Source organism: Mycolicibacterium iranicum (assembly GCF_002101705.1).
GTDB classification, from domain to species: Bacteria; Actinomycetota; Actinomycetes; order Mycobacteriales; family Mycobacteriaceae; genus Mycobacterium; species Mycobacterium iranicum.
In genome coordinates this window covers 186,715-208,965 of record NZ_LQPC01000026.1, presented here as the reverse complement: position 1 = coordinate 208,965, position 22,251 = coordinate 186,715, and the positions used below count along the sequence as shown (strand labels likewise).

Genomic DNA, 22,251 nt, shown 5'->3' with positions numbered 1-22,251 from the left:
AACCCAAGGAGCTGACATGTCCGTCACCACCGACTCGGAACTCGACGACGAGAAGATCGATGCCGAGGTAACCGACGCCGACGCCGAGGCAACCGACGCCGAGGAAGGCTCGCCCGAACCCGATGGGGGCAAGCCGGTCCGATCGTGGCGGCGTGTGATCGGGGTCGGCGTCGCCCTGCTTCTCGCGGGCAGCCTTGGGGCATCGGGATTCCTCGGGTGGCAGATGTGGCGGGACCACGAGGTCGCCCGCGCGGGGCAGCAGGCCCAGGCGGCCGCTGTGCAATATGCGCAGGTGCTCACCAGCATCGACGCCGCAAAGGTCGACGAGAATTTCAACCAGGTGCTCGACGGCGCGACCGGTGAATTCAAGGACATGTACTCGCAGTCGAGCATGCAGCTGCGCCAGCTGCTGATCGATAACAAGGCGGCGGCACACGGTGTCGTCGTGGAGTCGGCGATCCAGTCGGAGACCAAGGACAAGGTGGTCGTGCTGCTGTTCGTGGACCAGTCGGTGTCCAACAGTGCCGTTCCCGATCCGCGGATCGACCGCAGCCGGATCAAAATGACCATGCAGTACGTCGATGGACGTTGGCGTGCAAGCAAAGTCGAGCTTCCCTGAGCGCCGTGATGCGAACTGCCAAGATCGCGGTAGCAGCGATGACGGTCGCCGGGCTGCTGACGCTCGCACCGGGCGCGTCGGCCTCGGTCGTGTCGTTCTGTGAGGGCCTCGGCGGAATCTGGGATGGCCAGTACTGCCGCACCACCGTGACCTCCGAGCGAAAAGCGATCCGCGACATCAAGATCGCGATCCCTGCCGAGTTCGTCGACGATCCGGTGGCCGGTCCCGTAGTGCGGGACTACCTGAGCGCACTCGTGAACAACTGGAGGACCGTAGGCACGAAGATGGTTGCCGACAGCTTCGGCGAGGGCAACTATCAGATCTTCCGGCGCGGTCCGATCGCCAGCCTCGTCTACCGGGAGACGTACCACGCCGACGGGCCCGACTTCAACAACGCCTACCGCACTTTCACCTTCGACATGTCTACGGGGGCAAGGCTGCAACTGGTCGATGTGCTCAAGCCCGGTAACGGCCTCGCGGCCATCCCGCCGCTGGCGCACCCATTCATCGTTCGCGCGCTCGACGCTGCTCCGCCACCGCACCAGCCGGGCAGCTATCCCTTCGTCGCCGACCGCTGGACGCCTGACAAGGTGTACTCGGGTGGCTACAAGGCATGGGCACTGACCCCCGACGACCTTGTGCTGTACATGCCTGACTATCCGGTAGGGCGCGATTCACCGACGAACTTCACGCCGGGGATCATGCAGTGGTCGATGGATGGCGGCACGGTTCAGGCACACATCCCGCTCGCCGCCCTCGCGCCGATCCTGCGTCCCGAATTCGGTGGGACCTGAGCATGTTCCGCGGGCTCCTGTCGGCTCTGATCATCTCGATTCTCCTCGCGCCCGTCAGCCACGCCCAGCCGGACGTCGACGGAGCGGCGCCCACACTGCCGGTATTCACGCCGTACCCGTCGAGCTGGGCGCCCAATGACACGGTGTTCCCGTACAACCTGTGGCGGAGCCGTGTCTCGCCCGAACAGCTCACCGCCGAGCGGGAGTCCTGCCAGTGGTTCAACGCCCAGTACGACCAACTCATGAATCAGGTCTATGGCTTCCAGCATTACCTGGGCGACCAGGATGACGATTGGACCGCTCCAGGAGTCGGCCACGCAGGCGATATCGTCGCGGCCAACCTCGATCAGTCGGCAGCCTTCCTCGATCGGCGTGCGCACACCCTGTTCATCGTCAACTACCCCGACCAGAGCGAGTATTCGCCGCTCTTCCACGGTGATTCGATCTACCGGCTGTGGTACCAGTTCACTCAGATCAGCGACAAGATCAGGCGGCGGCTTCCGTCGGGGCAGATCAACGCCAACATCGCGACGGCCAACGTGTACGGCAGGGCGATCCGCGATTCGGGTGTGTGCGTGGGCGCCTGACGGGGCGACCGGTCGGCATATTGACATGTTGACACAAGTCGCTAGTCTTTGTGCCAACGACACTGTCGGGAGGCGTCATGGTCGCGATCGCAGGTGAGTTCTCCGACACCGTCGCCGGGACAGTCCGGCCCGAGGTCATCTACGAGTTTCGTAAACACTCCGGAAGCGTGCTCGGCGGCTTCTTCGGGGCAGCAGCGTTCGACGAGGTCGCCCTCGTCCCGGTTGCCGCCGCCGTGGACAAGACGGGACGATTCGCCAACAACTTCGCCGATCGTGGTGTCAGGAGCGGCTTTTCGGCGCTCCTCGCCATCTGGGGCGACGCCACCGACCGAGCCGCCGAAGGTGAGCGTCTCAAGACGATGCACCGCGAGGTGCGCGGCCGCGGCACGGGTGACTTCGCCGACGTCCGATACAGCGCCCTGGATCCCCAGCTGTGGAACTGGATCGCCATGAGCGGACTGTTCGTGGTGCTGAAGTCGTTCACTCCCTGCACCGGCATCACGATGACCGACGACGAGCAGGAGGTCGCCTATCAGCAATTGCTGGAGAGCTTCCGCTCGCTCGAACTGCCCGGCAAGAACGCAAAGTTGCCGGCCACTTACGCCGAAGCGACCGCATACTACGAATCGATGGTCCAATCCGGGCTGGCGTCGAATCCGTTTCTGCGCCGCGTCACCGAGAACCTGACGAAGCTGCCGCTGCCGACCCTTGTTCTTCCGCCGATGCTGCGGTTGGCGCTGACGCCGGGATGGATGGCTGTCCGTCCCCTCGCCGGCCGCGTCGTCACGGTGTGTTCGTTCGGCATCCTGCATCCGGGCATCCGGGAGATGACAGGTTTCCGGTGGGAGCCCCGCCACGACCGCGAGTTCGCGCTGTACACGAGGGTTCTGCAGCTGGCGTGGCGGACTCTCCCGGATCGGATTCTGCTGATCCCGCTGGCCCGCAACAGGATCGAGTACGAGAAGTTGGTGCGGTTACACCGTTCCGTCGCCCTCGACACATTCGCGCCGCCGCCTGGCCGGTGCCCGGCCGGCTGACGTCCCTATGCGACGCGCACGCAACACCGACAGCCCCACCGAGCAGGAGTCGGCGATCCTCAAGGCCGCGGCCGAAGAGGTAGCGCTCGTCGGGGTGGGCCGGCTCAGCATGGATGTGGTCGCGCGGCAGGCCGGCGTCAGCCGCAGCACGTTGTACCGCCGATTTCCCAGCCGGGACGCACTGATCACGGAACTGGGCCGCCAGACCTTCGACTTCGCGATGGCCCGCCTGCAGACGGTGGCGATCGATTCCGGCCCGCAGCAGGCGGCGGTCGCCGCGTTCCGCGAAGGCGTGCGTCTGCTGACCGGCGAGCCGGTGATGCGCCGGTTCCTGCAACTCGACGGGGAGTACACCGCGTCCGCCGAGATGGTCGACGAGGCCCGGCTGTTCCTCGTGAGCGCCGCGACCGCGATGGCGAAAGCGTTGCGCGCGGCGGGCGCGACGATGCCCGACGACCAGCTGCTGGCCGTCGCGGAGGTGCACATCCGGCTCGCGGTATCGCTGGTGCAGGTCAACACCGACGTCCTGGACGTCGACAACGCCGACGCGGTGGCCCGGTACGCCCAGACCTATCTGGCGCCGCTCGTCAGATAGCCAGAACTGAGATTCACATGAGGGATAGAATGACCTGTTAAGGCCATTGGCTACACTGAAACTGTGAGTCACATAGCTGAGATTGGGCGAATACGGTCAGCGCAGCGCACCGGCGTGGCACGCTTCTGACCATGGCCGATCTGCCCGCACCCCGCTTCCTCGACGAACGACTGGCCCACTGGGCCTCCGCCAAGCCCGACGGCGAGGCGATGGACTATCTGGACCGGTCCTGGACCTGGTCGCAGTGGAACGACCGTGTTCGACGGCTCGCGGGCGCGCTCAAAGAACGGGGTATCGGACGCGGGGACGTAGTGTCCTTTCTCGACAAGAATCACCCGGCCTGCGTCGAGCTGACATTTGCCGCCGCATCTCTAGGTGCTGCGACCGCGATCATCAATTTCCGGTTGGCAGCAGACGAGCTCGACTACGTGCTCAACGACTCCGACGCCAAGCTACTCATCGTAGGCGACGAATTCACGGCCTCGATCGACAAGATCCGCGACAAGCTCACCCACATCGAGCACGTCATCTCGGTCAAGCCCGAAGGCGACGACGAGTACGAGGCCATCCTGGACGCCGCGACACCAGTCGACCGGTCCGACGACGTCGACCCAAGTGACGTCTGCATCATCATGTACTCGTCGGGAACGACCGGCCGCCCCAAGGGCGTCGAGCTCACGCAGGCCAACATCATCGCCCACACCATCAACGCGCACGAAGGCTTCGAGTTCGACGAGGGCGACAAGAACATGGTGTCGATGCCGCTGTTCCACGTCGGCGGCTCGTCCTACGTGCAGTTCGGTATTCACGACGGCTTCCCGAGCGTGATGACGCGAGACGTCGACGGGATGACGCTCGCGGGGGCAATTCTCAAGGGTGCCAACAGAACATTCCTCGTGCCTGCGGTGCTGGCCAAAGTGCTGGAGGCCGGCGAGGATGCCGTCAAGCTGTTCGGGTCGCTCAAGACGTTCGCCTACGGTGCGTCGCCGATGCCGCTGCCGTTGCTGCGTGCCGCGCTGAAAGCCTGGCCGAACACCGACTTCATGCAGGCCTATGGACTGACTGAATTGTGCGGCGTGATCAGCCATCTGCTCCCCGAGGCCCACCGCGATCCGGGGAAGGAGGAGCGACTCTCCAGCGCAGGCACACTCGTCCCCAACGCCGAGGTCCGCGTCGTCGACCCCGACACTCTCGAAGATGTGCCCGCCGGTGAACAGGGCGAATTGTGGTTCCGTTCACCGCAATTGATGAAGGGCTATCACAACAGGCCCGAAGCGACCGCCGAGGCGATCACCGAGGACGGCTGGTTCCGCACCGGCGACATCGGGCGGGTCGACGACGGCGGTTACATCTTCGTCGAGGATCGGCTCAAGGACATGATCATCTCGGGCGGTGAGAACATCTACTCGATCGAGGTGGAACGGGTGCTCGCCGAGCACGACGCCGTCGTCGAGGTCGCCGTCATCGGTGTCCCCGACGAGAAGTGGGGCGAAGTCGTCAAGGCCGTCGTGGTGATCGAAGGCGAGACCTCTGAAACCGAACTCATCGCCTTCGCGCGAGAGCGCCTCGCCGCCTACAAGTGCCCGAAGTCGGTCGACATCACCGACGAACTGCCGCGCAACCCCACCGGCAAGGTCCTGAAAAAGGAACTCCGCAAACCGCATTGGGAGGGTCGCGACCGCGCGACGGTGTGACCTCAGAGCGCGACGGCAACCTCGTTGCGCCGCCGGAACGGCAGGGTCCATGGCGGGTCGTAGAACCACGCCACGGCCTCTCCGCGCGGCTCGATACCGTTGTCGCGCAGGGTTCTGAGCAACTGGTCAGTTTTCTCGGAGACTGCCTTGGGGCTCCGGTCACCGCTGAATCGAAGGACTGCGAAGGTCTCGCGGGGCACCGCGACCAGTCGCACATCCGGGTCGTCGGGTTGGGGGAGGGTCTCCATCGACCATTTCGACGGCATGAAGAAGCGGACGGTCCAACCCTGCGCTGCGCTACCCGTTTGTGCCACGGGCGCGGTCATGGCGATGGATTCACTGCGCTGCTGCGAGACCGGTGCGGTCATGGCCACTTCGGCCTTGCGGTTGTTGGCGCCGAAGATGTAGGACGCAAGCCGACGAAATCCCGCATTGAGCGCGGCGTCCTTGTCGCCGGTGACGGTGGTCTCGGCGGCGATTCGCGACCCGTACTCGCGTATCTCGACATCGTCGGTCAGCGGACGTCCGATGAAGTGCGGTTCCTCCACCGTGCGTATCCCGGCGACCGACACCACCGACTCTGCGACCTGCGCCCCGAGTTTCACGAAGCGATTCATGTGCGCACTCCTGTCCTGCAACAGCCCCTGTCAGAAGGTCTTCGGAGCTGCCGATCCCATGGATGGCTGCGCGCCGCCGGAGACTCTCGTCACCATCTGTTTCAGGGACATGACCATCCTGAAACTCTTGTGTAACGTGGCTGGTGTGGCACCTGATCCGGGTGCCGGCGGACGAGGGAGCAGTACCCGCACAGACAAGACTGACTCGTAGGAGGGTCTTGTGGCGTGGCTCGTTCTCGTCCTCAGCGGCTTCCTCGAGGCGGTCTGGGCGACAGCACTTGGAATGTCGGACCACTTCAAGCGGTGGCGGCCCACCCTCGCGTTCGCCCTTGCGATGCCCGCCAGCTTGGCGGGGTTGGCGTACTCGATGACCTCCCTTCCCGCGGGGACTGCCTACGCCGTGTGGGTGGGTATCGGCGCAACCCTCACCGTTGTCTGGGCGATCGTCACCAAGAAGGAAGCCGCCTCCACGGCAAGGGTTTTGCTGCTCTGCCTGTTGGTCGGCAGCGTCGTCGGACTGAAGGCGGTGAGCTGACCATGGCGTGGATCGTCCTGATTGTCAGCGCGGTCCTCGAAGCGGTGTGGGCCACGGCGCTCGGCAAAGCAGAAGGCTTCACTGCGCCCGTTGCCACCGGTGTATTCGTCGTCGCGTTGCTGGGCAGCATGGCCGGACTCGGCTGGGCTGCCAAGCACATCTCGATGGGCACGGCGTACGCGGTGTGGACGGGTCTGGGCGCCGCACTGACCGTGGGCTACGCGATGCTCAGCGGAGACGAAGGGGCGACGCTGGGTAAGGCCGTGTTCCTGACCGGGATCATCGCCGCAGTCGCCGGCCTAAAGGTGCTTCCGAAGGCCCCGCAGCGCCATATCGCGCCGCACTGACGCACGATGGTGGCGTGGTCGAACTCGCCGACATCCTCGAACGGCTGCATGTCGTCGCGCTACCGATGCGGGTCCGGTTCCGCGGCATCACCACCCGCGAAGTGGCGCTGATCGAAGGTCCGGTCGGGTGGGGCGAGTTCGGCGCATTCGTCGAGTACGAACCGCCGGAAGCCGCGCACTGGCTCGCGTCGGGCATTTCGGCGGCTTACCGTGCACTGCCCGCCGTGCGCCGCACTCACATCCCGATAAACGCCACCGTCCCAGCCGTCGCCGCCGAGGATGTCCCCGGCGTACTCGCGCGATTCCCCGGTGCGCGGACGGCCAAGGTGAAGGTCGCCGAGCCTGGGCAGACGCTGGCCGACGACGTCGCACGCGTCAGCGCCATCCGGGCCGCCGGACTCACGGTCCGCGTCGACGCGAACGGTGGCTGGACCGTCGAGGAAGCGGTCGCCGCCGCGCGCGCCCTGACCACCGACGGACCCCTCGAATACCTCGAGCAGCCGTGCCGCACCGTCGCCGAACTGGCGCAGCTACGTCGGCGCATCGACGTACCCGTCGCGGCCGACGAAAGCATCCGCAAGGCCGAGGATCCTCTTCACGTCGTGCGCTCCGGTGCCGCCGACATCGCTGTACTCAAGGTCGCCCCGCTCGGCGGCGTGCACGCGATGCTCGACATCGCCGCACGCATCGACATCCCCGTCGTGGTGTCCAGCGCTCTCGACACCGCGGTCGGCATCGGGGCGGGGTTGGTCGCCGCGGGGTGCCTGCCCACGCTCGAGCATGCCTGCGGCCTCGGGACCGGCAGCCTGTTCGTCGAGGACGTCGCTGCCCCGATGGCCGCGGTCGACGGCTGCCTACCTGCGGAGGCGGTCACACCTGACCCGGCTCGGCTGGCTGCGTTGGCGGCCACGGCAGACCGCAGGCAGTGGTGGGTCGACCGCGTCCGAGCCTGCTTTCCGCTGATGTCCTGATTTGTGGGCTGCATGGCCTAGACGCCATCGGGGCGGTCCCCAACACTGAGTGCATGGAGCGCACGGTGCTCATCGCCGGCTTCGCGGGCGTGCAGGCCCTCGACATGGTCGGGCCGTTCGAGGTGTTCACCGGAGCAACGCTGTACCTGTCCGGCCGGGGTGGCGACGGCTACGGGGTACGGGTGGTGTCCGTGGACGGGCAGCCGGTCAGCACCGGAACCGGTCTGACTTTCGTCGCCGAACCGCTGCCCGATCCCGACAACGAGATCGACACCGTCGTGCTGCCCGGGGGTTTCGGCACCGAAATGGCCCGCAAAGACGATGTGCTCATCGAGTGGATCGCCGCCGTCGCCCCGCGGGCCCGACGGGTGGTCAGCGTGTGCAGCGGTGCGGTGCTGGCGGCGCAGGCCGGACTGCTCGACGGCTGTGTCGCCACCACTCACTGGGCTTTCGTCGACCAGATCGCCGCCGAGTTCCCTGCCGTGACATTCGATCCTGACCCGATCTTCGTCCGCAGTTCCGAGAAAGTCTGGACCGCGGCAGGTGTCACCGCCGGTATCGACCTGGCGTTGGCACTCGTCGAAGACGACCACGGCACCGAGGTCGCCCAGACCGTCGCCCGCTACCTCGTGCTGTATCTGCGCAGGCCCGGCGGTCAGACGCAGTTCGCGGCGCCGGTGTGGATGCCGCGCGCTCGCCGCACCCCGATCCGGGACGTGCAGGAGGCCATCGAGTCCGAACCCGTTGGCGCACACAGCATCCCCGAATTGGCGCGCCGCGCCGCGATGAGCCCACGTCATTTCACGCGCGTCTTCACCGACGAGGTCGGGGAGGCGCCCGGCGCTTACGTCGAGCGCGTCCGCACCGAAGCGGCGCGCCGCCAGCTCGAGGAGACCGACGACACCGTCACGGTGATCGCCGCGCGCTGCGGGTTCGGCTCCGCGGAGACGTTGCGCCGCAACTTCGTCCGCCGGTTCGGCGTCTCACCGGACCAGTACCGCAAGACATTCGCCTGACAAAAAGGAGATTCACCATGCAGGTCGCCATCATGCTCTACCCGGGTTTCACGGCGCTGGACTTCATCGGGCCGTATGAAAGTCTGCGCTGGCTGCCCGACACCGAGGTGCGGTTCGTCTGGCACGAACCCGGCCCGATCGCCGCGGACTCGCACGTGCTGCTCGTCGGGGCCACGCACTCGTTCGACGAAACCCCATCGCCGGACCTCATCCTGATTCCCGGTGGCTTCGCCACCCTGGAGCACGCCCGCGACGAGAAGGTGCTCGACTGGGTGCGCCGCGCGCACGAGACGTCGACGTGGACGACGTCGGTGTGCTCGGGCTCGGTGATCCTGGCCGCGGCGGGTGTGCTCGAGGGCAAGCGTGCGACGTCGCACTGGGCGGCGCTGCCGGTGCTCAAGACCCTTGGCGCGCAGCCGGTCGGCGATCAGCGCATCGTCGAGGCCGACGACAAGACCGTGACGGCGGCCGGGGTGTCGGCGGGCATCGACCTGGGGCTGTGGCTGGCGGGTCGCATCGGTGGTGAGGCCAAGGCCAAGGCGATTCAGCTGTCGATGGAGTACGACCCGCAGCCGCCGTTCGACTCCGGGCACATGTCGAAGGCGTCGGCGTCTACCAAGGCCCTGGCCACGGCGATGATGGGCAAGGAGATGGTCAAACCGGCCGCGCTGGCCGCCTCGACGGGCTTGCTTTGGGATGCCGCCCTCAAGCGAATTCGGCGCGGAAAACGACGCTCACCGTCGCTCAGCGCGCCGTAATCGCCGCGCGGATCACGGCGAGAACTCGCTCGGGATATTCGACGAGGTCGAGCCAGGTGAAACGCAGCACGGTCCAGCGCATCATGACGATGTCGTTCTGTCGCGTGCGATCGACCTGAAACTCTTCGGCGCCGCTGTGGAACGCGAACCCGTCGACCTCGATGGCCACCTTCTGCACAGGGAAACCCACGTCGACGCGATAGCCACCGACCCGATAGTTGGCTTTCCATCCAGTGATTCGCGCATCGCGCAGGATTTTGAGCAATCGGCGCTCAGCCTCGGACCGCGCACCGTCGTCGGCGGCCTGCAGCAGGCGCCGGGCGCGCGGCGCACCGGTGCGGCCCTTGTTGCGCAGATGCGTCCGCCACAAGCTCAACAGGTCGACATGGCGTTGCAGGGCGGAGTCCATCAACTTGGCGCCTCCGCCGAACTGCACCGCGGCCTCGACCACGGTCAACGGGAGTGCCGTCACCCGCAGTCCATTGACTTCGACGACGTCGCAAGGGTCGAGGTTCCTGCGCCGTAGGCGACTTCTGTCGTGGCGGCGGCCGTGACTGTCGCGCGGGACTGTCACCTCGATGCGCTCGGGTGCGAAGCGAGTCAAGTGATGCCACCATCCCGCCGTGAGTCCGCTTGCAGCGGCATGTCGGCCGTATCCCCACACCGTTGCCCGTATCCGAGCGGCGTCGGTGAAAGGTCTGTCGTCGACGAAGTAGACACCGCGCGCACAACGGCGCCAGCGGCCCGATTCCACTCGTCGCTGTATCGCGCGGGTGCTGAGGCCTGCGTCCCGCGCCTGGGCGAGGGTGATGACGCCGTCGTGGCGGCGCAGGTATTCGGCGAGCATGTCTGATCGGACGCAGCCCGCGCGCGTTCGGTTCCGCTCAGCGTGAATCCGGCGCGCAAAACGACGCTCAGGGTGCGTAAGCGCGCCCGATTCGCAAGGAAGTAGCGTCTTCGGGGTGAATTTGGCATTCGATGACCGCGGGACCGGCGATCCGGTGCTCTTCATCGCAGGTCGCGGCGGTGCCGGCCGCACCTGGCACCTGCACCAGGTGCCGGTCTTCACCCGCGCCGGTTACCGATGTGTGACGTTCGACAACCGGGGCATCGGCGCCACCGAGGCCGCCGAGGGCTTCACCACCGAGACGATGGTCGGCGACACCGCCGCATTGATCGAGAAGCTGGACCTCGCCCCGGTGCGCATCGTCGCTGTCTCGATGGGCTCCTACATCGCGCAGGAGCTGATGGTCGCGCGCCCCGAGCTGGTGAGGTCGGCGGTGCTGATGGCCACCCGTGGCCGCCACGACCGCACTCGCGATTTCTTCTGGCAGGGCGAGAAGGCGCTGGCGGAATCGGGCATCTCCCTACCGGCCGAGTTCGACGCGAAAGTCCGCCTGCTGGAGAGCTTTTCGCCCAAGACGCTGAACGACGACAATGCTGTGCGGGACTGGATCGACATGTTCACGATGTGGCCGCAGAAGCCGACGCCGGGCATGCGCACGCACCTCACCATCGCGCCGCAGGAGAACAGGCTGGCGGCCTACCAGAACGTGACGATCCCGTCATTGGTGATCGGGTTCGCCGACGACGTCGTGCTCCCGCCGCACCTCGGCCGCGAGGTCGCCAACGCGCTGCCCGAAGGGCGGTACCTGGAGATCCCCGACACCGGCCACCTCGGCTTCATCGAGAAGCCCGAGGTCGTCAACACCGCGATCCTCAATTTCTTCGCCGATACCCTGTAGTGGTGAATCCCTCGACGACGCAGGCACGCGTGGTCGTGGACGAACTCGTCCGCGGCGGCGTCCGCGACGTCGTCCTGTGTCCGGGGTCGCGCAACGCGCCGCTGGCCTTCGCGCTGCACGACGCCGACCGCGCCGGCAGGCTCCGTCTGCACGTCCGCATCGACGAGCGCACCGCCGGTTTCCTGGCCATCGGGCTTGCGGTAGCCGAACGTGCGCCGGTGTGCGTGGCGATGACGTCGGGGACGGCGGTCGCCAACCTCGGTCCCGCGGTCGTGGAAGCCAACTACGCCCGCGTTCCGCTGATCGTGCTGTCGGCGAATCGGCCTTACGAATTGCTCGGCACCGGCGCGAACCAGACGTTCGAGCAACTCGGCTACTTCGGGACGCAGGTCCGCGCGATGATCAGTCTCGGATTGGCCGAGGAGAACGCCGATCCGGAGTCGTCGAACGCGCAGTGGCGCTCGGCAACGTGCCGAGTGTTGGCCGCCGCCATCGGTTCTCGCTCAGCGAACGCGGGTCCCGTGCAGTTCGACATCCCGCTGCGTGAGCCGTTGGTGCCCGATGTGGCGGAACCGGGCAGGCCCTATGCCCCCGAGGGGCGTCCCGACGGCAAGCCATGGACCTACACCCCTCCGGTCACGTTCGATCAGCCGCTCGAGATCGACCTGACCCCGGACACGGTCGTCATCGCGGGGCACGGCGCAGGCAGCCACCCGAACCTCGCGCATCTGCCGACCGTCGCCGAACCGACAGCACCCTTCGCGCAAACGCCCCTGCATCCGTTGGCGCTACGACTGCTTCGGCCCAAACAGGTCCTCATGCTCGGCCGTCCCACGCTGCACCGTCCGGTGTCGGCACTGCTCGCCGATCCCACGGTTCCGGTCTTCGCGCTGACCACCGGGCCGCGCTGGCCCGACGTTTCGGGTAACTCGCAGGCCACAGGTACCAGGGCGGTCCTCTCCGGGGACCCGTCCCGGGAATGGCTGGACCGCTGCGCCGACGCGAACCGCCGCGCTGTCGGCGCGGTTCGTGGGCAACTGCAGGCCCACCCGCTGACCACCGGTCTGCACGTGGCCGCGGCCGTGGCCGACGCAGTGCGCCCCGGTGATCAGCTGGTGCTCGGGGCGTCCAACCCGGTCCGCGACATGGCGCTGGTCGGGTTCAACACTGACGGCGTGAAAGTGCGCTCCAACCGGGGCGTGGCCGGCATTGACGGCACGGTGTCGACGGCGATCGGCGCGGCGCTCGCGCACGAGCGCGCCACCGGCGGCCGCACCGTCGCCCTGATCGGCGATCTGACGTTTGTGCACGACAGTTCGGGACTTCTGGTGGGGCCGACGGAGCCGACGCCGACCAAGCTGACGATCGTCGTCTCCAACGACAACGGTGGCGGAATCTTCGAATTGCTCGAGCAGGGCGACCCCCGGTTCACCGACGTGTCCTCGCGCATCTTCGGGACACCACACGACGTCGACGTCGGTGCGCTGTGCCGGGCCTATCACGTGGAGAGCCGCCAGATCGAGGCCGGCCAGTTGGCCGAGGCCCTCGACGAGGACGTCGACGGTATGCGGGTGCTGGAGGTCAAGGCGGACAGGTCGTCGCTGCGTGCGCTGCATGCGTCGATCAAGGCCGAGTTGTGAAACAGCGCCTGACAGCGCTGTGGCACCGGGCCAAGCCGGTCATCGTGCCGCACCTGTACGGAGAACCGGGAGAAACCCGTAGCGCCAAAGTATTTCGGCGACTTCGCATCGGCATCGTCGCGGCGGCCGCTCTGGTGACCCTGCAGTCGGTTCTTCTGGTGGTCGGGGCATGGCGAAACGACCAGCAGATCGAAAACAATCTCGGTGTCGCCGAAGCCACCGTGCTCGACGCGGGTCAGCGACGCTCCACCATCGAATTCGTCACCCCCGACCGGGTCACCTACCGACCTGAACTCGGGGTGCTGTACCCGTCGGAACTCGAAAACGGCATGCGCATCTACGTCGAATACGACACCACCGACCCGGATCTCGTTCGCGTGCAACACCGCAACGCGGCGTTGGCGATCGTGCCTGCCGGGTCGATCGCGGTCGTCGGATGGGTGGTCGCGGGTGTCGCGCTGGCGGGTACCGCGGTGCTGGAGCGGCGCCGGGAGCGGCGCGAGCCCGAACTGGTCACGGCTGCAGAAGGTCGCTGAGCCAGTTCTCGTCGAAGATGTCGAGCTTCTCTCCGGCACTCAGGTCGTAGACGGTCGGCGTGCCGGTGTCGACGGGGTCGATGTCGTAGAGCAGGCCGAAGTTGGTGTCCTCCATGTCGAGGACGTCGACGCCCTCTTTGTCGTCCGCGACGTTGTTGGCGACCAGATCGGGAAGCCCGGCCGAGCCCGCCATGTCGCGCAGTTCGTCACCGGAGAACGGTTCACCGCCGGGGTCCTGGTTGAACCACAGCTCCTCGACGAAACGCTGGAATTGTGTGCCCGTGGCCGCCGAGTTGTCGACGGCTTCAGTGGCCAGGAACAGTGCGTTGGCGACGACGGCCGAGTACCCGTCGTCTTCGTCGTCGAGGAATGTCAGCGGTCGGTAGGTGACCTGCACGGTGCCCACCGTGATGTTGTAGGCGAGCTGATCGCCGAAATCCCGCTGCAGATCCGCGCAGTGGCTGCACTGCGGCTCGGTGTATATCTCGATCTTGGCGGGGGCGTCGTCATACCCGACGACGATGCCGAACCCGTCCTCGGACACGGCCAGCGGCGCCGTCTCCGACGACGTCTGGGGCACGCCGGTGACCTGTTTGGAGCACCCGGCGGCGGGCACCAGCAGCACGAGCGCCGAGATCACGATCAGCGGGCGAAACAGACGCATGCACCCATCCTGGCCGCGATGACGCCGCCAAGCATGTTTTTCGCGGTGAACCGCGGGTCGTGCCGCACCCGCAATTCGTGTGACATATCCCTGTGCGCAACCTTCGGGACAGGTGACGATGTCACTGTCGCGGTGTGCGCGTTGCAATCGTCGCAGAATCGTTCCTCCCGAATGTCAACGGTGTCACCAACTCGGTGCTTCGGGTCATCGAGCACTTGCGTCGCACGGGTCACGAGGTCATCGTCATCGCCCCCGACACCCCCCGGGGTGAGCCGCCCGCCGACAAGCTGCACGACGGAGTCCGCATCCACCGGGTCCCGTCGATGATGTTTCCGAAGGTCACATCGCTTCCGCTGGGTGTCCCACGTCCCCGGATGGTCGGTGTCCTGCGTGGTTTCGACCCCGACGTCGTCCACCTGGCGTCGCCGGCGCTGCTCGGGTGGGGCGGTGTGCACGCGGCCCGTCACCTCGGCATCCCGACGGTGGCGGTGTTCCAGACCGACGTCGCCGGTTTCGCCCAGAGCTACGGCATCGGTGCGCTCTCGCGTGCGTCGTGGGCCTGGACCCGGCGCCTGCACAGCAAAGCCGACAGGACGCTCGCCCCGTCCACGGCAGCGATGGAAGATCTTGTCGCACATCGAATCCCGCGGGTCTACAAGTGGGGTCGCGGCGTCGACGTGACGGGTTTCGCACCGTCGGCGCGAGATGACCGGCTGCGGCGGTCCTGGTCTCCCGCCGGCAAGCCGATTGTCGGGTTCGTCGGCAGGCTCGCACCCGAGAAGCACGTCGAGCGGCTCGCCCCGCTGCACGCCCGCGACGATGTGCAGGTGGTGATCGTCGGCGACGGCGTCGACCGCGCCAAGCTCGAAACCGACTTCCCCCGAGCAGTTTTCACCGGCGCACTCTACGGGGAAGCCCTCGCCGCCGCCTACGCCAGCATGGATGTGTTCGTGCACGCAGGTGAGCACGAGACGTTCTGCCAGGCCGTGCAGGAGGCGATGGCATCCGGGCTGCCGGTCATCGCCCCCGACGCCGGCGGACCCCGCGATCTCGTGGCGCCCTACCGCACCGGTCTTCTACTGCCGGTCGACGAATTCGAGGGCAGGCTGTCGGAAGCCGTCAATCACCTGGTTGCCGAGCGGCGTCGCTACTCGGTGGCGGCGCGCAAGAGCGTGCTGGGCCGGACGTGGCCGGTGATCTGCGATGAGCTCATCGGCCATTACGACGATGTCCTCGGCACCCGGGGCGTCAAGGCAGCCTGATCCAGCAGCGATGACCGGGGTTGCATGAGCGCAACCATCGTGGGTATGAACGACACTGATGGGGATGCCGCGGAGTCGTACAGGTCAGCGCGGGCCGGCATGGGTGAGAGTGCGGGTCTGGCCGTGACCCCAGTTGCGTCCACAATTCTTGATCGCGCGCTCCATACCCGTGCGGTGGCGCGGGCACCGATCCGGCTGTATCGCGCCGGCCTCGGATTCGTGTTCGGCTCCCGAATGTTGATGCTCGAACATGTCGGCCGGGTCAGTGGTGCCCGGCGTTACGTGGTCCTCGAGGTCATCGGGCATCCCGCGCGCGGCGTCTATCTGGTCCCGTCAGGATTCGGTGAGAGCGCTCAATGGTTCCGAAATGTGATGGCGCATCCGAAGGTCCGGGTGTCGGTGGCAGGGCGACGCAACGTCCCAGCCACCGCACGCAGGCTGTCAGCATTCGAGGCCGACGACACGTTGCGAGGCTATATCGACAGGCATCCGCGGGCATGGGCGGCGCTGCGCGGTGTCGTCGCCGACGCGCTGGAAGGGCAACTTGATCCGCCGGGTACCACGTTGCCGATCGTCGAACTGCGTCTGACATGACCCGGCTTCAGAAACTTTTGAGCGTCCTATCGGCGGGCGTGGTGTGGTGCTGCGGCTGTTCGTCAACGGCGTCGCCGGAGCGCGAGACGGTCACCCACGGACCGACCGCGGGGTATGTCACGGGCACGGCCGCGGCGGTCGTCGACCGCCTCGAAGGCGACGGGCTGACTCTGCTGCACCCGATCGACACCACGAGCTCCGACTGCGTCAGCGCACGGTGCGATCAGGCAATCACCACCGACAGGTTTCGCATCATGTCGTTCCCGACGACCGGCGACGCCCAACGATTCGCGGCCGACCACGCACTTGAACAGGTCGGAACACTGGTGGTCGACTTCTCGCCGACACTGTCCAAAGCAGAGCGCGATGCACTCTGGCACAGCATCGCTGAGAATGCCGCCGCCTGAAAACCTAGGACTCGTAGTCCCGCAGCGTCATCACCACGCCGACACCCGCAGCGATCGCTGCGACGACGTAGATCGTCGCAGCCAGCCACGTCACGGTGATGATGGCGGCCGCCCAACAGGACAGGAACGCGGCAGCCGACAGCAACACCCCGTAGAACGGGGTGCGCATGGGGTGGTCGCCGCGCGCCATCGTCAGCCTTGGGCTTCGACTGCGACCGGCTGCCACTGCTCCCAGTTCGAGAGGCGGCTTTCATAGTCCGCTTTGGCCAGCTGCAGCGGCAGCTCACCGAAGAACACCCGCAGGGGCGGTTCGGGTGCGTCGACGACCTTGAGAAGTGCCCTGGCGGAGGCTTGGGGGTTGCCCGGCCGGGCGGTGCGCTCGGCACGCCACTTCTCGTTCTTGGCGCGCAGCTCGTCGTACGCGGGTAGCGGGGTGGCGTGCTTGGACGACGGACCCGCCCAGTCGGTGGAGAAGCCGCCCGGCTCGATCAGCGTGACGTGGATACCGAAGTCGGCGACCTCCTGGGCCAATGACTGCGAGAAGCCCTCCAGCGCCCACTTGGACGCGTGGTAGAGACCGAGGTTCGGGAACGCGGTGACCCCGCCGATCGACGACACCTGGATGAGGTGGCCGCTGCCCTGAGCGCGCAGGTACGGCAGCGCCGCCTGCGTGACCCACAGCGCGCCGAAGACGTTCGTCTCGATCTGGGCGCGCGCTTCCTCTTCGGAGAGTTCTTCGAGCATTCCGAACTGTCCGTAGCCGGCGTTGTTGACGACGATGTCGAGGCGGCCGAAATGGTCGTGGGCCGCCTTCACCGCGGCGAAATCGGCGTTGCGATCCGTCACGTCGAGTGTCAGCGGGAGCAGCGCGTCACCGAACTTGGCGGCGAGGTCGTCCAGCGTGGACACGTCGCGGGCGGTGGCGGCCACCTTGTCTCCGCGTTCCAGCGCCGCGATCGTCCATTCGCGACCGAAGCCGCGTGAAGCGCCGGTGATGAACCAAACTTTTTCACTCATACCCGGTCAATGCCCAGAGGGCCGCGTGTCATTCCCTCCAGCGCCCTGTTCGGACCGAGCGCACAGCCAACCCACAGCCGGCTGCCTGATACGTTCGGCAGCGTGAACCGCGCCTCGCTGGAGAAGAATCCCCATGAAGTGGCGTCGATGTTCGACGGGGTCGCACGCCGCTACGACCTCACCAACACGGTGCTCTCGCTGGGGCAGGACCGCTTCTGGCGGCGCGCCACGCGCGAGGCGCTGCGGCTGACCCCGGCGGACAAGGTGCTCGACCTCGCGGCGGGCACGGCGGTGTCGACGGTGGAGCTGGCGACCTCGGGCGCCTGGTGTGTGGCGGCGGATTTCTCGGTCGGGATGCTGGCCGCGGGCGCGGCCCGCGATGTGCCGAAGGTCGCCGGCGATGCGACGAAGCTGCCGTTCGCGGACGAGTCCTTCGATGCGGTGACGATCAGCTTCGGTCTGCGCAATGTCGTCGACCACACGGCGGGCCTGCGCGAGATGGCTCGGGTGACGCGGTCGGGTGGCCGGCTGGTGGTGTGCGAGTTCTCGACGCCGACCTTCGCGCCGTTCGCCACCGTGTACAAGGAATATCTGATGCGGGCGCTGCCGCGGATGGCGTCGGCGGTGTCGTCGAATCCCGACGCGTATGTCTATCTGGCCGAGTCGATCAGGGCGTGGCCCGATCAGGCGGATCTCGCCCGGCGCATCGAGGCGGCCGGGTGGACGAATGTGCGCTGGCGCAACCTGTCCGGCGGGATCGTTGCACTGCACGCCGCCACCAAACCCTGAGAGCACCGCGCACCCCGCACCGCGATCCCCGCACCGCGAGCGCGCGTGTCTGACCGCCGACGCGCCGCAAATTTCGGGATTTCGCGCGCGTTCGCGGCCAGTGAAAGCAGCCTTTTCGCGCGCAGAGCGCTAGCGTGCCGTCATGCTGCTTGGACGCCACGCCGATCCCTACGCCACCCTGGGCACCGATCCTCGTGCGGATCCACGCATGGTGGCGGCCTTCGCCCGCTTCGGCCTCGACGGAAGACTGCCACCCAGCGGTCTGTCCGTCGACTCACCGCTCGACGAGCGGTACGCCTACGCCGCGATGAGCGAGGAGGGCATGGGCGCCATCTTCGACGTCCTCGCCGCCGAACTCCCACACCCCTCGAATGTCTCTACCACCACGGCGACGATTCCTGGCCCCGACGGCAACGACGTCACCGTCTACATCAGCCGTCCCACTGATGCGCAGCGACCACTCCCCGGCGTCGTACACCTGCACGGCGGCGGTATGGCGATCGCAAGTGCCGGTGACCTCGCCTACATCCGGCTCCGCGAGCATCTCGCCTCGACGGGTGTGGTTGTCTTCGGTGTCGAATTCCGAAACAGCGGAGGCAAATTGGGCCCGCATCCGTTCCCAGCCGGATTGAACGACTGTGCCGCCGCCGCCCGCTGGGTCAGCGCCAACCGTGCGGATCTCGGTGTCGGCCAGCTCGTCGTCTCCGGCGAGTCCGGGGGAGGAAACCTCACTCTGACGTTGGCGCACAAGGCGAAACGCGAAGGGTGGATCGGCGAGATCGCGGGCTTTTACGCGCAGTGCCCTTTTATCTCGAACCGGTGGTTGGAGGACTGCCACGACCTGCCGTCGCTGAAGGAGAACGACGGCTACTTCATCAGCTGCGAGCAGCTGGCGCTGCTCGGGTCGCTGTACGACCCGCACGGTGCGCATGCGCAGGACGCCACATGCTGGGCGTCGGTCGCCAGTGATGAGGACTTGCAAGGCCTTCCACCGCATATTATTTCGGTGAACGAGCTCGATCCGCTGCGTGACGAAGGACTTCAGTACTACCGCAGGCTGCTGCGAGCCGGGGTGCCCACGGTCGGTCGCGTCGTCGCCGGCACGTGCCACGGCGGAGATCTGCTGTTCGGCAACGCATTACCGGATGTGTTCTCGGCCAGCGTGCGCGATGTCAGCGGATTCGCCAAGTCTCTCAGCTGACCCGGTCGTCGATCACCTGGTGCGCCGCGTTGTACCCGGGGATGAATGTGATCCCCGGGCCGCCGTGGCAGCCGGCGCCGCCGAGGTAGAGACCGTCGATCGGGACGGGCAGGTCGAGGAACCCCGTGGGGCCAGGACGGTTGGGCCCCATGAGGTCTGGATGCAGCAGGCCGTGGCAGAAGTCACCTGACGGCGCGCCGAACATCGTGTTCATGTGATAGGGCGCGAACGTGATGTGCCGGATCTGGATGTCGCGGAAGTCGGGAGCATACCGGCAGATTTTGTCGACGACCTTCTCGGCCATCACGTTCTTGAGGTGACCGTGCTGCTCCCGGTCGGTTTCGACGGGAAACGCGTAGGCGTACACGCTGGCGGCGTGCTTGCCCTCGGGTGCCATCTCTGCGTCGTGTACCGACGGGATCTGCATGCCCATGGACGGGTTGTCCGGGATGACGCCGCGTCGACATTCCTCCCATTGGCGTTGCTGTTCCTCGGGGGAGTTGAACATCCCTATCGAACCCTGCATCCCGGGCTCGTTCAGAAAGTCGTAGGGCGGGGCGAACGTCGGCAGGCCGTCGAGGGCGAAGTGGATCTGCACGAATGACGCCCGGTGGTCGCGGCCTGTCAGACGGGAGGCGAGGTCGGCGGGGAGCCGTTCGGCACCGACCATGTCGAGTAGCGTGGTGTCGGGCGAGAGCGTCGACACCACGATTGGCGCCTTGATCTGGGAGCCGTCGCGTAATCGCACCCCGGCGATGCGGTCATCGGCGACGACGATGCTGTCGACCTTGGTCCGGTATTTGATCTCACCGCCGGCGGCGAGGAACTGCTCGAGCAGATGGTCGCAGAGCGCGCCGATGCCGCCTTCCAGTTTCGTCATCATCGCGGTGGTGTCGTCAGGCACGGCCAGGGCGAACGCCAAACACGTTGCGCTGCCGGGGGTATAAGGCCCGCGGTAGGTTGAGTTGATGGCCAGGAACGCCAGCATGCTGCGCAATACCGCATGCTTGCTCCGATCGGGCAGATAGCGGTCGATCGCATCCATCGCGGTGCCGAACAGCACGTCGTGGATTGCTCTGCGCTCCGCTTCATTGCTCGCGCAGGCGTACATCTCGTCGATGGTCTTCGGGGGTGTGCGGACATCGAAGCGGCCCAGCGCCTTCGCGGGACCTTGACTCCAGGTCAGCAGCCCGGCCATCCCCATCACCGCGTCGTTCCCGTGCTTCTCGCCGAGATGCGTCATGAACTTCATCGGATCGCGGTAGAAGATCATCGGCTCGTCCCCGTCGTCGCCGAGATTGACTGACATGACGTCGGTCTCGATGGTGGGTAGCCCGTCGAGGCCGAGTTCCTTGGCGACCACCGCAGGGGTGGGGAACTGCACCGAACCTGCGATCTCGTACCGGAACCCGTCGATCAGCTCCACGGTCGCGGCCATGCCGCCGGCGTAGGTGTTCGCTTCAAGACAAACGGTGCGCAGACCCGCGTTCTGCAACAGGAAAGCGGCGGTCAGGCCGTTGTGGCCCGCGCCGATGACGATCGCGTCGTAATCACTCATCGTCCGAGAATATGTCAGTACTGACACGAATATGGTCAGAACTGACATATCTGCGCCTCTGATGCGTACGCTTCCCCTGTGGCCGGCACACCGAATCTTCATGAGCTGCGGCGCCGGTCGACGCGCGACGCCCTTCGCCAGGCTGCGCTGAACAGTTTCGCCGCCAGGGGCTTTGCCAACGTGACGGTGACGGAGCTGGCGCGCGAGGCCGGCGTCACCGAGCGCACCTTCTTCCGCCACTTCCCGACCAAGGAAGCGGTGCTGTTCCAGGACTACGAGACGCAGGTGGAATGGCTGGCCGAAGCGCTCGCGCGGCGCCCCAGATCTGAGTCGGTGTTCGATGCGGTGCTCGCCGCCATTGTCAGCTTTCCCTACGACCTTGAGGTGGTCCGGCAGGCGGCGACCGCGCGCAACGAGCTGATCAGCGCCGAGCGTATCGCCGGACACCTGCGTGTGGTACAGGCGTCGTTCGCGGCGGTGCTCACCGACTTCGTCAGAGTGCGCTACGCCGATGTCCCCGACATCGAGTTGGTCGCCGAAGTCGCCGGCGCCGCTCTGGCCGCGGCTCTCGTTGTGGCGGTAGAGCATTGGGGCCGCGACGGCTGCACGGGAGACCTCGGCGCAATCACCGCGTCGAGCATGGGTCTGGTGCGTTCAGGTTTCGCCGCACTGTGCTGATGCTGGCTCGGCGCCGCGAGCGCGCGTGTCTGCACGGCGACACGCCGCGAATTGCGGCAATTCACGCACGCTCGCCGCGCGCGAGCGCATCACCTGTGCTCCCACAGCCGCGCTGTCTGCTCGCCCACGCCGTCGTCGTGAATCTGCTGAAAGTTGCGGCCACCCCTGCCGAATGTCGCGACAACTGCTGCGGGGCATGCAGATTCGACGACAGGGATGTCGCACCATCGGCATGGACGGACGTGGACGAGATCGACGCCCGCCCCGTCGGTGTCGTAGAGGTACGGGCCGTCGATGCGGCCCAGCCAGTAGAGTCCGTCGCTGTCGCGCGTCCAGACGAATGACCCGTCAGGCACCTCGGCGAACCGCTCCACCCGCCGAGCCAGCTGCGAGCCGTGCCCGCGATCCCCGAAGCCGCACAGCCCCAACGACAGTGCGCGCTCCACGGCCAGTTGGGGGTCGACATCGTCGGAGCGGGAGCGCAGGGGCGCCCTGTACACAAACGTCACGCTGGCTCCGCAGCGAGCGCGCGTCCCCGCACACGAATGGCGGCGTGTCGCTGTGCAAACGCGCGCGCTCGCGGTGCCAAC

General features: G+C 66.7%; 27 protein-coding genes and 1 riboswitch. Of the genes, 20 read left to right on the top strand and 7 right to left on the bottom strand.

Translation table 11 applies throughout. The features are described 5' to 3' along the window. Positions 1-16: 16 nt before the first annotated feature. From AWC12_RS08440 to AWC12_RS08415, 6 genes are all read left to right on the top strand, one after another. Positions 17-619, top strand: a complete 603-nt coding sequence (locus AWC12_RS08440) for an Rv1363c family protein (protein ID WP_024447596.1) — start codon at positions 17-19, stop codon at positions 617-619. Positions 620-627: 8 nt separating this feature from the next. Beyond that, the gene (locus AWC12_RS08435; protein ID WP_085173571.1) at positions 628-1,413 is read left to right on the top strand and encodes a mannan-binding family protein; all 786 of its coding nucleotides are present in this window, start codon (positions 628-630) and stop codon (positions 1,411-1,413) included. Positions 1,414-1,415: 2 nt separating this feature from the next. Further along, positions 1,416-2,000 carry a hypothetical protein gene (locus AWC12_RS08430; RefSeq protein ID WP_024447598.1) on the top strand — a complete coding sequence of 195 codons (585 nt, stop codon included), beginning with the start codon at positions 1,416-1,418 and terminating at the stop codon, positions 1,998-2,000. A gap of 77 nt (positions 2,001-2,077) precedes the next feature. Beyond that, positions 2,078-3,037, top strand: coding sequence for an oxygenase MpaB family protein (locus AWC12_RS08425; RefSeq protein WP_085173569.1), 960 nt, complete (start codon positions 2,078-2,080; stop codon positions 3,035-3,037). Between the two features lie 7 nt (positions 3,038-3,044). Beyond that, entirely contained in the window at positions 3,045-3,632 is a 588-nt protein-coding gene (locus AWC12_RS08420; RefSeq protein WP_024447600.1) for a TetR/AcrR family transcriptional regulator, read from the top strand. Between the two features lie 131 nt (positions 3,633-3,763). After that, positions 3,764-5,326, top strand: a complete 1,563-nt coding sequence (locus AWC12_RS08415) for a long-chain-fatty-acid--CoA ligase (RefSeq protein WP_085173567.1) — start codon at positions 3,764-3,766, stop codon at positions 5,324-5,326. Positions 5,327-5,328: 2 nt separating this feature from the next. Here the strand turns inward: AWC12_RS08415 and AWC12_RS08410 are convergent, their stop codons facing one another. Further along, positions 5,329-5,943 (bottom strand): SOUL family heme-binding protein, encoded by a 615-nt coding sequence (locus AWC12_RS08410; RefSeq protein WP_024447602.1) that lies wholly within the window; start codon positions 5,941-5,943, stop codon positions 5,329-5,331. Positions 5,944-6,086: 143 nt separating this feature from the next. After that, a riboswitch (guanidine-III (ykkC-III) riboswitch) is annotated at positions 6,087-6,153 on the top strand. Between the two features lie 10 nt (positions 6,154-6,163). Between AWC12_RS08410 and AWC12_RS08405 the strand changes: the two genes are divergently transcribed. From AWC12_RS08405 to AWC12_RS08385, 5 genes are read left to right on the top strand one after another with little or no spacing between them, the layout of a single operon-like run. Next, positions 6,164-6,478, top strand: a complete 315-nt coding sequence (locus AWC12_RS08405) for a DMT family transporter (RefSeq protein ID WP_085173565.1) — start codon at positions 6,164-6,166, stop codon at positions 6,476-6,478. Positions 6,479-6,480: 2 nt separating this feature from the next. After that, positions 6,481-6,825 (top strand): DMT family transporter, encoded by a 345-nt coding sequence (locus tag AWC12_RS08400; protein ID WP_024447604.1) that lies wholly within the window; start codon positions 6,481-6,483, stop codon positions 6,823-6,825. Next, positions 6,822-7,796: an o-succinylbenzoate synthase gene (locus tag AWC12_RS08395; protein WP_420087694.1), complete on the top strand. Its 975-nt coding sequence runs from the start codon at positions 6,822-6,824 to the stop codon at positions 7,794-7,796. Before AWC12_RS08400 ends, AWC12_RS08395 begins: the two co-directional genes overlap by 4 nt. 53 nt (positions 7,797-7,849) lie before the next feature. Beyond that, a complete protein-coding gene (locus AWC12_RS08390) occupies positions 7,850-8,812 on the top strand; it encodes a GlxA family transcriptional regulator (protein WP_085173561.1) in 963 nt (320 codons plus the stop codon). 17 nt (positions 8,813-8,829) lie between these two features. After that, positions 8,830-9,570, top strand: coding sequence for a DJ-1/PfpI family protein (locus tag AWC12_RS08385; RefSeq protein ID WP_085173559.1), 741 nt, complete (start codon positions 8,830-8,832; stop codon positions 9,568-9,570). Here the strand turns inward: AWC12_RS08385 and AWC12_RS08380 are convergent. Next, entirely contained in the window at positions 9,557-10,417 is an 861-nt protein-coding gene (locus AWC12_RS08380; RefSeq protein ID WP_024447608.1) for a type IV toxin-antitoxin system AbiEi family antitoxin domain-containing protein, read from the bottom strand. The genes AWC12_RS08385 and AWC12_RS08380 overlap by 14 nt on opposite strands. 115 nt (positions 10,418-10,532) lie before the next feature. Between AWC12_RS08380 and AWC12_RS08375 the strand changes: the two genes are divergently transcribed. Genes AWC12_RS08375 through AWC12_RS08365 form a run of 3 tightly spaced genes read left to right on the top strand, consistent with a single transcriptional unit; the run spans position 10,533 to position 13,491 of the window. Then, positions 10,533-11,315 (top strand): alpha/beta fold hydrolase, encoded by a 783-nt coding sequence (locus tag AWC12_RS08375; protein WP_024447609.1) that lies wholly within the window; start codon positions 10,533-10,535, stop codon positions 11,313-11,315. 2 nt (positions 11,316-11,317) lie between these two features. After that, entirely contained in the window at positions 11,318-12,955 is a 1,638-nt protein-coding gene (gene menD / locus AWC12_RS08370; protein WP_207576396.1) for a 2-succinyl-5-enolpyruvyl-6-hydroxy-3-cyclohexene-1-carboxylic-acid synthase, read from the top strand. Between the two features lie 8 nt (positions 12,956-12,963). After that, positions 12,964-13,491, top strand: coding sequence for a DUF3592 domain-containing protein (locus AWC12_RS08365; RefSeq protein WP_036465392.1), 528 nt, complete (start codon positions 12,964-12,966; stop codon positions 13,489-13,491). Here the strand turns inward: AWC12_RS08365 and AWC12_RS08360 are convergent. Continuing rightward, positions 13,469-14,155 carry a DsbA family protein gene (locus AWC12_RS08360; protein WP_024447612.1) on the bottom strand — a complete coding sequence of 229 codons (687 nt, stop codon included), beginning with the start codon at positions 14,153-14,155 and terminating at the stop codon, positions 13,469-13,471. The two genes, AWC12_RS08365 and AWC12_RS08360, sit on opposite strands and share 23 nt — an antisense overlap. A gap of 134 nt (positions 14,156-14,289) precedes the next feature. On the opposite strand from AWC12_RS08360, the gene AWC12_RS08355 reads away from it, so the two are divergent. The 3 genes from AWC12_RS08355 (at position 14,290) to AWC12_RS08345 (ending at position 16,418) form a co-directional block, all read left to right on the top strand. Next, positions 14,290-15,417 carry a glycosyltransferase family 4 protein gene (locus AWC12_RS08355; protein ID WP_085173555.1) on the top strand — a complete coding sequence of 376 codons (1,128 nt, stop codon included), beginning with the start codon at positions 14,290-14,292 and terminating at the stop codon, positions 15,415-15,417. Between the two features lie 99 nt (positions 15,418-15,516). After that, complete coding sequence (locus AWC12_RS08350) at positions 15,517-16,011, top strand: nitroreductase family deazaflavin-dependent oxidoreductase (protein ID WP_085173835.1); 495 nt, start codon at positions 15,517-15,519, stop codon at positions 16,009-16,011. Continuing rightward, positions 16,008-16,418 carry a hypothetical protein gene (locus tag AWC12_RS08345; protein WP_085173553.1) on the top strand — a complete coding sequence of 137 codons (411 nt, stop codon included), beginning with the start codon at positions 16,008-16,010 and terminating at the stop codon, positions 16,416-16,418. The genes AWC12_RS08350 and AWC12_RS08345 overlap by 4 nt, the downstream gene beginning before the upstream one ends. Before the next feature lie 4 nt (positions 16,419-16,422). Here the strand turns inward: AWC12_RS08345 and AWC12_RS08340 are convergent, their stop codons facing one another. Then, the gene (locus AWC12_RS08340; RefSeq protein ID WP_024447616.1) at positions 16,423-16,608 is read right to left on the bottom strand and encodes a hypothetical protein; all 186 of its coding nucleotides are present in this window, start codon (positions 16,606-16,608) and stop codon (positions 16,423-16,425) included. Positions 16,609-16,610: 2 nt separating this feature from the next. Then, a complete protein-coding gene (locus tag AWC12_RS08335) occupies positions 16,611-17,435 on the bottom strand; it encodes an SDR family oxidoreductase (protein ID WP_085173551.1) in 825 nt (274 codons plus the stop codon). Positions 17,436-17,537: 102 nt separating this feature from the next. Here AWC12_RS08335 and AWC12_RS08330 point away from each other — a divergent pair, with 102 nt between their 5' ends. Beyond that, positions 17,538-18,224, top strand: coding sequence for a demethylmenaquinone methyltransferase (locus AWC12_RS08330; protein WP_085173549.1), 687 nt, complete (start codon positions 17,538-17,540; stop codon positions 18,222-18,224). 142 nt (positions 18,225-18,366) lie between these two features. Next, positions 18,367-19,425, top strand: a complete 1,059-nt coding sequence (locus AWC12_RS08325) for an alpha/beta hydrolase fold domain-containing protein (protein ID WP_085173547.1) — start codon at positions 18,367-18,369, stop codon at positions 19,423-19,425. Here the strand turns inward: AWC12_RS08325 and AWC12_RS08320 are convergent. Next, positions 19,418-20,983 carry a phytoene desaturase family protein gene (locus tag AWC12_RS08320; protein WP_085173545.1) on the bottom strand — a complete coding sequence of 522 codons (1,566 nt, stop codon included), beginning with the start codon at positions 20,981-20,983 and terminating at the stop codon, positions 19,418-19,420. The genes AWC12_RS08325 and AWC12_RS08320 overlap by 8 nt on opposite strands. Positions 20,984-21,061: 78 nt before the next feature. Here AWC12_RS08320 and AWC12_RS08315 point away from each other — a divergent pair, with 78 nt between their 5' ends. Beyond that, positions 21,062-21,661 carry a TetR family transcriptional regulator gene (locus tag AWC12_RS08315; RefSeq protein WP_085173543.1) on the top strand — a complete coding sequence of 200 codons (600 nt, stop codon included), beginning with the start codon at positions 21,062-21,064 and terminating at the stop codon, positions 21,659-21,661. Between the two features lie 89 nt (positions 21,662-21,750). Here AWC12_RS08315 and AWC12_RS08310 read toward each other — a convergent pair whose 3' ends face one another. Then, positions 21,751-22,170, bottom strand: a complete 420-nt coding sequence (locus AWC12_RS08310) for a GAF domain-containing protein (protein WP_085173542.1) — start codon at positions 22,168-22,170, stop codon at positions 21,751-21,753. Positions 22,171-22,251 lie beyond the last annotated feature (81 nt).